Here is a 9566-nt window from a genome sequence, read left to right on the forward strand (position 1 = left end):
ACGCGAATGGCTGGCGGCGCCTTGGGCAACTGCGGCGCGACGGGAATCTGCTGCAACTGGCTGCCGGCATTCGGGGGATCGACGGCATAGGCGCTTTGGATCAGGAGCAGCAGGGTCAAGGGAAGTAATTTGGTGTTCAAAGTCATCCTTTCAGGCGGCGCGCCCGCGCCAGGCAAGCCGCTAGCGGCTGCACCGACGGGCAATACAAGAGCTGCAAGGACAGTATTTTTTTGACATCACTGTCAAATACAATGACAACAAAAAAAATATATTCCCATCAGCAACATTGATCCATTTTAGCCCGTCATCAGGCGAAAAAAAACGTATCTGCCGGCCTCTTTCACCACATTGGTGCAGACTCAACTGTGATCGCCTCAAAGTCCGTAAAACACCGTGAAAATGCGCCTTTCCGGCAAGAAATTCGTTGGCATAACACAACAAAATTGAAACAGTGTCACTATCGACATGCTATTCCATGAGCGCGCCATGCCCGCGAAATGAGCAAGAGATTGGCATTATCACAATACAAAACAATGTTATTTTTTACACACGTGTATGCTCATCCGATGACACACTTTTTCTGCTGAAAATTGACATGTCACATTCTTGCAAAAATAGATAATCAATGAATAAATATTGGGAACGGAAACTTATTTTTGACGGCCACGCGGGAACCGGGCGGCGCAATTGATCGCGGCGAGGAAGAACGGCGTGGCAGGCAGCGGCCACGCCGGATGCCGGCGGAAAGGAAGGATAGATCAGCGACGCGGCCGCGTTGGCCGGGTCTTATCTGGACAGCACATATTTGGCCAGCGTGGCCGCATCGGCCACGCTGAGCTGGCTGAACGGCGGCATGGGCACGGGGCCCCATTTGCCGGCGCCGCCGCTGCGGATATTCGCCGCCACGGCGGCAACGCCGTCCTTGCCCTTGTAGCGGACCGCCACCTCGGCAAAGCCGGGGCCGACCACCTTCTGGTCGAGGGCGTGGCATGCCATGCAGCCATTTGCCGCCAGCAAGGTTTTGACATCCTGGCCGCCGGCGGCCGGGACAGCCGCTGCGGCGGGCTTCACCGCGGCGGCAGGCGCCGCAGCGCCCCGCTCCGCTCCATAGGTCTTCACCAGGTAATCGACCATGGCCGGCATGTCCGCGTCGTCGAACTGGGCGCCGAACGGCTTCTTCATCTTCTTGACGGTCGCTTCCCAGTAGGCGCGCGGCGAAGCGGGCGGCTGGGTCGACGCATACTGGGCCGCGTGGCAGGTCATGCAGTTGCGCTGCACCAACTGGTAGCCGGGCAATTCGCTGGGTTTATAGGTGGCTGTCTCCGGCGGCAGCTGGATTTCCAGCGCGCCCGCGTTGCCGGCAAGCGCCAGGGCCACGGCGGTGGCGAATGTTCTTATCAGCATCTGGTTCTCCTCACACTGCCTGAATGCGCGTGGTTTCCACCACGTTGCGCATATAACCCATGGGATTCCACAGGGCTTTCATCGGCTGGCTCTGGCCGATGCGGTTGACGGCGCGCACCATCAGCACATGCCTGCCCTTGCGCGGCGCCTTCATGACCATCGTCCACTCGCGGAACGAGAAGCGGCCCAGGTCCTTGCCCAGCGTTGCTTCCTGCCACGTCTGGCCGCCGTCTGTCGACACCGTCACCTCGCTGATGCCCTGCCCGCCATCGAAGGCGATGCCGCGCAAGGCCAGGTCGCGCCCCGCCTTCACTTGCGCGCCATCTTGCACGCTGGTGATGAAGGAGCGCACGTTCAGGCGGCTGATCGGCGTCGTCTTGCCCACCGGCGTACCCGGCTCGATGAAGCCGGAACCGTTGTCGGGGATGCGGTAACCCGTGCTCATCCAGAAGCCGTCAAACGGTTTGTCGAGCACCGTGATGTCGCTCAGGTGCTTGACCCAGTAAGTGCCATAGTAGCCCGGCACGATCAGGCGCAGCGGATAGCCGTTGAGGAACGGGATGTCTTCGCCATTCATGGCCCAGGCCAGCAGGACGTCGCCGGCCATGATGTGCTCGACGGACAGGGCTTTCTGGAAGTCGGGACCGTCGCCCACGGGCGGCGTTTCCAGGCCATTGAAGGCCACTTGCACGGCACTGGCCCCGATGCCGGCTTTTTCCAGCACGGTTTTCAGGGGGATGCCCGTCCAGCGGGCATTGCCCATGGCGCCATTGCCCAGCTGCCCGCCATTCGCGCGCGGGGCAAAGAAGCCGCGGCTGTTGCCCGAACATTGCGTCACGGCCACCACGTCCACGGGATCGGCCAGCTGTCTCAGTTCCGCCAGCGACAGCTCCAGCGGCGTCTTGACGAGGCCGGCGATGCGCAAGCGGTAGCTGCCGCCATCTATGCTGGTCGGCAAGCCGCTCCAGTGATAGCGCACGAAGAACGCATCGTTGGGGGTAATCGCGCCCTCGTTGAACACGCTGAACGGCGTTTCCAGCTGGGGCGGGCGGCTGGTCAGCAGGATCAGCGGGCGCTTTTGCGGGAAGGCCACCAGTTCGCGCTCGCCATTTTCAAACGGCAAGGTGACGGAGGCCGTGGAAGCAGCAAGCGTCGGCCCCGCCACGGCGGCGGCGCCCAGGGCGGCCGTCGTGCGCAGGAAGCGGCGCCGTCCTGCAGGCAACAAGGTCGTGTCAGACATGTTTGAGCTCCACTTTGGTGTCGGCGGCAGCACCGCCGTTGCGGTCATCGTTGACCAGTTTCTTGATGTAGTACATGACGCTCATGATCACCACGCTCAGCAGGCCGAACCAGAACGACACGCGCTGCTCCGTATCGGACGACACGCTCATGGCACCGAGGATCACCAGCATGGCGATGATGGTGAAATACGTCAGGTAAGGAAACAGCCACATGCGCACCTTGATGCGTTCCGGGCATTCGCGTTCCAGGCGGCGGCGCAAACGCAATTGAGATATCGCAATGAGCAGGTAGACGAACAGGATCAGGATGCCGTAGGAGTTCACAATGAAGGGGAAGACCAGGTCGGCCGACACATACGAGACGGCAATGGCGAAGTAGGCGAACAAGGTGCTGAACAGGATGGCGCGGATCGGCACGCCATTCTTGCTCAGCTTGACCAGGCCCGTGGGGGCGTCGCCGCGGCGCGTCAGCGCGAAGATCATGCGCGACGAGGCGTACAGGCTGGAGTTCAGGGCCGACAGCACGGCCGTCAAAATGATGGCGTTCATGATGTGGGCCGCATACGGGATGTTCATCACTTTCAGGGCGCTGACGAAGGGCGTGGCGATGGCCGGCGAATCCCAGGGCACGATGCAGACGACGACGAACATGGAACCGACATAGAACATCAGCACGCGCATGACGACGGAATTGGTGGCGCGGGCGATGGCCTTGGCCGGGTCCGACGTTTCGGCGGCGGCGATGGTGACGATTTCGGCGCCCGAGTAAAACGCCGTGGCGGCGACGGCGCCGCTGAGCACGGGTCCCCAGCCGTGCGGCATGAAGCCGCCATGGCTGGTCAAAAAGCCCAGGGTCGGGATGCTGTTGGGCAAGCTGCCCGTGATGAACAGGGCGCCGACGAACAGGAAGACGACGATGGCGACCACCTTGATCGAGGCGAACCAGAACTCGAATTCGCCGAAGGCCTTGACGGAGAACAAATTGAGCACCGTCATCGACACGAGCAAGACCAGGCTGATGGCCCACGACGGCACGTCGGGCAGCCAGAAGTTGACCAGCTTGGCGCCGGCGATGGCTTCCAGGGCGACGACGACGACCCAGAAATACCAGTACATCCAGCCGCTCATGAAACCGAGGAATTTCGACACCTTCGGCTTGTCGTCGAAGGCCAGGCGCGCATATTCGTAAAAGGAGCCGACCACGGGCAGGGACGAGGCCAGCTCGCCCAGCATGCGCATGATCAGGACGACCAGGCCGCCCGTGAGCAGGAAGGATAGGATGGCGGCCGGGCCGGCAGCCTTGGCGATGACGCCGCTGCCGACAAAGAGGCCGGCGCCGATCACGCCGCCGATGGCGATCATGCTCATGTGGCGTTGCTTCAGCGAATGCTGCAAGCCCGTGTTGTTGTGGTTGTCGCTAATCATGTGTGTCTCCTAGTAATATCTGAAGCTCGGTGCGCCCTGGCCTGCTGCGGCTTGTTCCTGCCGCGCGGCTTTGTTTTATTTGGGCAACACCGTCAAGCAGCATCGATACATCATCAAATCAGTCTGGTTGGCTGCATGCCATAAGTCAATCTGGAAATGCAGCGGCCCGGCGCGGCGCCCAAGGGGCAAGCGCGCTGGAGGATACGTACGGGGTGTGGCTCAGTTATTGCTGGTTAAAAAATGGGAGCGGCGGCAACACTTGTGGCATTAGCGCCACTCCCGGGAACGTCTTACACCTTGCCCTTCCATGGCACGAGGGTACGTTCGAGGTAGCGCATCATCAAATCAAACAGGAAGGCGAAGAAGCCGATCACGATAATGCCCATGATCACCACATCGCTGGCGAGGAACTCGGAGGCGCTGAGCACCATGTAGCCGAGGCCGCGCGTGGCCGCCACCATTTCGCCCGCCACCAGGGTGGTCCAGCCCACGCCGATGCCGATGCGCATGCCAGTGAGGATTTCCGGAATCGCGGCGCGCAGGATCACGTGCACGATGACCTGGAAGCGCGTGGCGCCCATCGAGTAGGCCGCGTGGATTTGCTCCAGCGACACGGAACTGACGCCGGCGCGGGCCGCGATGGCCATCGGCGCAAAGATGGCCAGGAAGATCAGGTAGACCTTCGAAAACTCGCCGATGCCGAACCAGATGATAACCAGTGGCAAGTAAGCAAGCGGTGGCAGCGGACGGTAGAACTCGATCAAGGGATCGAAGATGCCCCGTGCCACGCGGTTCACGCCCATCATCACGCCGACGGGAATAGCGAAAAGACAAGCCAGGCCAAACGCGCCGAACACCCGCACCAGGCTGGCCACCGTGTGTTCCCACAGGGTGGCGCCGCCGAACCCGGTGGTGGCGGCCATGATGAATTTTTCATACACGGCTTGCGGCGACGGCAGGAACAGCGGTTTCACGAGGCCGCTGGCCGTCACGCCAAACCACAGCAAGAGCACGGCGATGACGGTGACGGTGGCGATGCGGCTGGAATTGCCCTGCCCCGGCGCGCCGAACGCTTCGCCGGGCATGGCGCAGCGGGGAGCGAACAGGCGGCCAAAAAAGCCGGCGCGCTTGGCGGTGGTGGGAGGAAATCCCACGACGGATGGGCTATGCATGGGACACCTCCAGCTCTTTATTGACGGCGCGCTCGTCGCCATAAATGATGTTGAGCACCGTTTCGCGCATCTTGATGAAGTCCGGGCTCGATTTCACGGCGCGCGCATCGCGGCATTCGAGGAAGCGCTTGTTGAAATCGAGTTCATACGTGTGCGTGATGCGGCCCGGACGGGGCGACATGACGATCAGCCGGTTCGCCAGGAACAGCGCCTCGTCGACGCTGTGGGTAATGAAGAAGAACATGGTGCTGGACTTGGCCCAGATATCGAGCAGCAATTCCTGGATGGTTTCGCGCGTCAGCGCGTCGAGCGCCGCCATCGGTTCATCCATCAGCAGCATGGCGGGATTGCTGGTCAGGGCGCGGGCGATGCCCACCCTTTGCTGCATGCCGCCCGACAATTGATAAATCATATTGTCGTGAAAGTCCTTCAAGCCCACGAGCGCCAGGTTCTTCGCCGCCTGTTCGCGCCGCACGGCTTTCGGCACGCCTTGCAGCTTCAGGCCGAATTCCACGTTTTCTATGACATTCAGCCACGGCAGCAAGGCGTGTTTCTGGAACACGACGCCACGGTCGGCGCCCGGTCCTTGCACTTTATTGCTACCCAGCATGATCTCGCCCTTGGACGGAGCGATAAAACCCGCCATCAGGCTCAGCAAGGTTGTCTTGCCGCAGCCCGAAGCGCCCAGCGCGACGACGAAGTCGCCGCTATTGATAGTCAAATTGATATTATTTAAGGCATGTACGCGTTCACCGGCCGTCTTGCCCGGATAAATCACGCTGACATCCTTGACGTACAGATTTTCCATCGTGTCCCCACAGTTCTGTTCAACGCACTCTGTTCAGTCAGCGCGCCCGCAGGCGCGCCATCGCACAACGTTTACTTCAGCAGGCCGGCGGCCTGTGCATACCTGGGTGTCACATATTTGGCGTAGTCAGGGGCCAGCGCATCGATCTTGCCTTCAGCTTTCAAAAATTGCGCCGTGGCCAGCAAGGCTTGCGCCACGCCGCCCTTCGCGCCGCCACCGAGCCAGGCCGGCGAAGCCTGTTCCTGCAAGGATGGATAGGCGTACAGGGCCACGGAAGCGGCCACGTCCTTGGCAGCCGCGCCCGAATGCTTGACGTTGGCTTTCACTTGCGGGGAATCGATGGTCCACGCCTTCGGATTGGCGCGGTAGTCGGCGTCGGCAGCGGCCATCACCTTGACGAACTTGGCCATGAAGTCGGCGTTCGCTTCGCCCCAGGCGCGCTCGACGGCCATGCCGTCAAACGTGGCCTTGCCCTTCTTGCTCAGTTCGCCGGAGGTCACCAGCACCTTGCCGTTTTGCTTGAGCTTGCTCAAGGCCGGGTCCCACACGAAGGCGGCATCGATGTCGCCCCGTTCCCAGGCGGCGGCGATCTGGTTCGGCTGCATGTTGAGCAATTTCACTTCCGTGGGCTTGATGCCCCACGTTTCCAGCGCGAACATGGTGTGGAAGTGTGTGGTGGAAACAAACGGCACGGCGATCTTCTTGCCGCGCAAGTCGGTCGGTTTGCTGATGCCGGCGCCATTGCGGGCCACCATCGCTTCGGCTTCGTTGATGTCGTCGATGATCCAGAACAGCTGCAGGTCAACGCCGCGGCTGACAGCCGCCGTCAATGGGCTCGAACCGATGACGCCGATCTGCACGTCGCCGGACGCCATGCCGGTGGCCACCTTGGCGCCCGAGTCGAACTTGCGCCAGTTGATCTTATAGCCCGTGGTCTTTTCCACTTCGCCGCTGGCGATCGCCACCAGGAAGGGACCGTTGATTTCCTGGTAGGCTATCGTCACTTCCTTGCCTTGCGCCATGGCGGTACCGCTGGAAGCAAGGGCGACGCCCAGCACCAGGGTGCCGAGGACGGCGCGGCGCATCGTTGAAAAAACCGTGTTTTTGCTCGTATTAGTGTTCATGTCTCACTCCAAGATTTATTGTTATGTGTGAACGTGCGGGCAATCTCATCCCTTGCGGGAGGCGCCGCTGTTTGCTCTTTGTCAACCATGCGGCGGCTTAGTACGGCTACTGCGATTACTATTTAAAACACTTCATCCTTCAAGTGATACCAGCGGTACAGGAAACGCTGGCCCAGGCGGCGGAACGGGGCGAACGCTTGCGACTCGACCAGTTCCATCATGTTGGGATACGGCAATTTGGAGTTAAAGATCGGCAAGCCCGTATCGCTGGCCTTGCCCGCGATGCGCTCGGCCATGCGCCGCCCCGCCTGCGCCGAGTACATGACGCCGTTGCCGCCGTAGCCGAGCGAATAGAAGATCGATTGTTTCGGATCGGGCTGTACGATGCGCGGCATCATGTCGTGGCTGACGTCGACCCAGCCCCACCACGAGTAATCGATGGGAATACCGGTCAGCGCGGGGAACTTGCGGTGCAGGTCATTGATCAAAAACTGTTTGTATCTGTCATCCGGCGCGTCGGCGCCCGTGATGGCGCTGCGGCTGCCGATCTGCACGCGGTTGTCCGGCATCAAGCGGTAGTAGTGACGCAAGATGCGCGTATCCGTGATCACCTGGTGGGTGCGGAAATTGCACGCCTCGATTTCCGCCGCGGTCAAGGGGCGGGTGACGATGGAGTTCGACAGAATCGGCAACAGGCGGTTCTTCACTTGCGCATGCAGGTGGGGCGAGGTGTAGCCGCCCGTGGCCACGGCCACGGAGCGGGCGCGCACCACGCCGCCCGGCGTTTGCAGGTAATGCACGCCATTGCGCGTTTCCCAGCCCATCACGGGGCTGGACGGATGCACCTTGGCGCCCAGCGCGCGCGCCTTGCGCAGGTAGCCGAAGGCCAGCTTGCCCGCGTGGATGCCGATGCCTTCCGGCTCGTGCAGGGCGCCGGCCGCTTCCTTGTCGTCGACGAATTCCCGTTTGACGGTGTCGGCGTCGAGGATGCGCGCGTCGTACTTGAAGATCTCGCGCATGACCTTGGCTTCTTTTTCCAGCGCGGGCATGGCTTTCGCCTTGTGGGCGATGTACAGGTGGCCGCCCGGCTGCGGGTCGCAATCGATGTCGGCCGTGATCTTCTTGAAGGTTTCCATGGCGTCGCACACTTCCGTGTGCAGTTTCAGGGCCGTGTCCATGCCGTAACGGGCGATCCACTGCGAGCGCTTCAGGCGGCCCGTCGTGCATTGCGCCTGGCCGCCGTTACGCGTGCTGCAGCCCCAGCTGACCCTGTTCGCTTCCAGCACGGTAGCCTTGATGCCGTGCTCCTGGGCCAGGAAGATGGCGCAGGACAGGCCCGTGAAGCCGGAACCGATGATGGCCACGTCGACGTCGATGTCATGCGTGATGGGGCCGTCGTCGGCCGGCGGCTCGCCGGCCGTGCCTATCCAGTAGGTGGGCGCGTAGGCATTGCCATGGCCGGGGCGCTGCGCCACCAGCGGATCGTAGGCGGGATCGTAGGCCGTGCGGGCGGCGGTGCTGTTGCCCAGTACGTCAGGCGGGGTGTCGACAGGTTTGTTCATGATCATTCCTGGTGAACGTACTGGCTCAAGCTTTGACGACAGGTGGGCGATCCTTGCGGAAGGCGTTCTTCACGGCGATCTTGCCGTCGCGGAAAGTGAAAATGTCGACCATGCGCGCCTCGATGCGCGTGCCGTCCGACTTGGTGCCGGAAAACGTGCATTCCGTTACGCCGCGCTGGCCGCTGACGAAGTGCACGGGATCGAGCCAGGCGGCATCGGGAAAGGTTTGCCAGGCCAGCTCGAAACCGGCGCGCACGGCGTCGCGGCCGACGAAACTCTTGCCCAGCAAGTCAGGGCCGGCCACGGCATGGAATTCGCAGTCGTCGGCCATGGCGGCCATCAGGGCCTCGATATCGTGGCGGTTCCAGGCGTCGCCGAACGCTTGCAGGAAGTCGGTGGTGACGGCGTCGGTATGCGGTACAGGGTGGTTCATGGTGGTCTCCGTAAATCGTTTTTGATACGCTACGTTCCGTTTTTTGTCTTTTATTGAATTTAAGCCTTAAGCATGGCCTTGTCAAATCAAATAATCCAAAAAACGGGACGCCTTGTATTCTTTAATGAAATTATGATGTTTCCGTGACAATTTGTGAGAATTTGGTCACAAGCCAGATCCTCACAGGCCGGCTTACTTAGACGTAATCTTTGTACTTGTCCAGGTGACGAATTGGTTTACTCAGCGCATCGCGGCGGAACGGGTCGCCCAGCTCGCGCGTGCACATGATTTCGATGATGGTCGTCTTGCCTTCATTCATCTGCATGTCGATTGCCTTCTTCAGGGCCGGTCCCACGTCTTCCAGCTTGTCGACCGTGATGCCTTCGGCGCCCATGGC

The 9566-nt window shown here is 61.2% G+C and carries 8 protein-coding genes and 1 pseudogene; all 9 read right to left on the reverse strand.

Annotated features, from left to right (window positions below):
* Positions 1-786: 786 nt before the first annotated feature.
* Entirely contained in the window at positions 787-1404 is a 618-nt protein-coding gene (locus tag BXA07_RS29265) for a SorB family sulfite dehydrogenase c-type cytochrome subunit (RefSeq protein WP_076573203.1), read from the reverse strand.
* A gap of 10 nt (positions 1405-1414) precedes the next feature.
* Positions 1415-2644: a SorA family sulfite dehydrogenase catalytic subunit gene (locus tag BXA07_RS29270; protein ID WP_076573204.1), complete on the reverse strand. Its 1230-nt coding sequence runs from the start codon at positions 2642-2644 to the stop codon at positions 1415-1417.
* Positions 2637-4070: an amino acid permease gene (locus BXA07_RS29275; protein ID WP_076573205.1), complete on the reverse strand. Its 1434-nt coding sequence runs from the start codon at positions 4068-4070 to the stop codon at positions 2637-2639. Before BXA07_RS29275 ends, BXA07_RS29270 begins: the two co-directional genes overlap by 8 nt.
* 290 nt (positions 4071-4360) lie before the next feature.
* Entirely contained in the window at positions 4361-5155 is a 795-nt protein-coding gene (locus BXA07_RS29280) for an ABC transporter permease subunit (protein ID WP_070219225.1), read from the reverse strand.
* 79 nt (positions 5156-5234) lie between these two features.
* Entirely contained in the window at positions 5235-6050 is an 816-nt protein-coding gene (locus tag BXA07_RS29285; protein ID WP_076573206.1) for a taurine ABC transporter ATP-binding protein, read from the reverse strand.
* Between the two features lie 71 nt (positions 6051-6121).
* On the reverse strand, positions 6122-7174 hold the full coding sequence (tauA, locus tag BXA07_RS29290; protein ID WP_170909775.1) for a taurine ABC transporter substrate-binding protein: 1053 nt from the start codon (positions 7172-7174) through the stop codon (positions 6122-6124).
* Between the two features lie 122 nt (positions 7175-7296).
* Positions 7297-8736: an NAD(P)/FAD-dependent oxidoreductase gene (locus tag BXA07_RS29295; protein ID WP_076573208.1), complete on the reverse strand. Its 1440-nt coding sequence runs from the start codon at positions 8734-8736 to the stop codon at positions 7297-7299.
* A 25-nt stretch (positions 8737-8761) separates the two neighbouring features.
* Complete coding sequence (locus BXA07_RS29300) at positions 8762-9169, reverse strand: nuclear transport factor 2 family protein (RefSeq protein WP_076573209.1); 408 nt, start codon at positions 9167-9169, stop codon at positions 8762-8764.
* Between the two features lie 196 nt (positions 9170-9365).
* A pseudogene (locus tag BXA07_RS29305) lies at positions 9366-9566 on the reverse strand (sulfoacetaldehyde acetyltransferase); the annotation flags it as partial.

Source organism: Janthinobacterium sp. TND4EL3, from assembly GCF_900156175.1.
Lineage (GTDB): Bacteria > Pseudomonadota > Gammaproteobacteria > Burkholderiales > Burkholderiaceae_D > Janthinobacterium.

What these genes read in the sequence shown, in the direction of transcription:
- BXA07_RS29265 (WP_076573203.1), bottom strand. Translation starts at nt 1,404, where the DNA reads ATGCTGATAAGAACATTCGCCACCGCCGTGGCCCTGGCGCTTGCCGGC.
- BXA07_RS29295 (WP_076573208.1), bottom strand. Translation starts at nt 8,736, where the DNA reads ATGAACAAACCTGTCGACACCCCGCCTGACGTACTGGGCAACAGCACC.
- tauA (WP_170909775.1), bottom strand. Translation starts at nt 7,174, where the DNA reads ATGAACACTAATACGAGCAAAAACACGGTTTTTTCAACGATGCGCCGC.
- BXA07_RS29280 (WP_070219225.1), bottom strand. Translation starts at nt 5,155, where the DNA reads ATGCCCGGCGAAGCGTTCGGCGCGCCGGGGCAGGGCAATTCCAGCCGC.
- BXA07_RS29275 (WP_076573205.1), bottom strand. Translation starts at nt 4,070, where the DNA reads ATGATTAGCGACAACCACAACAACACGGGCTTGCAGCATTCGCTGAAG.
- BXA07_RS29300 (WP_076573209.1), bottom strand. Translation starts at nt 9,169, where the DNA reads ATGAACCACCCTGTACCGCATACCGACGCCGTCACCACCGACTTCCTG.
- BXA07_RS29270 (WP_076573204.1), bottom strand. Translation starts at nt 2,644, where the DNA reads ATGTCTGACACGACCTTGTTGCCTGCAGGACGGCGCCGCTTCCTGCGC.
- BXA07_RS29285 (WP_076573206.1), bottom strand. Translation starts at nt 6,050, where the DNA reads ATGGAAAATCTGTACGTCAAGGATGTCAGCGTGATTTATCCGGGCAAG.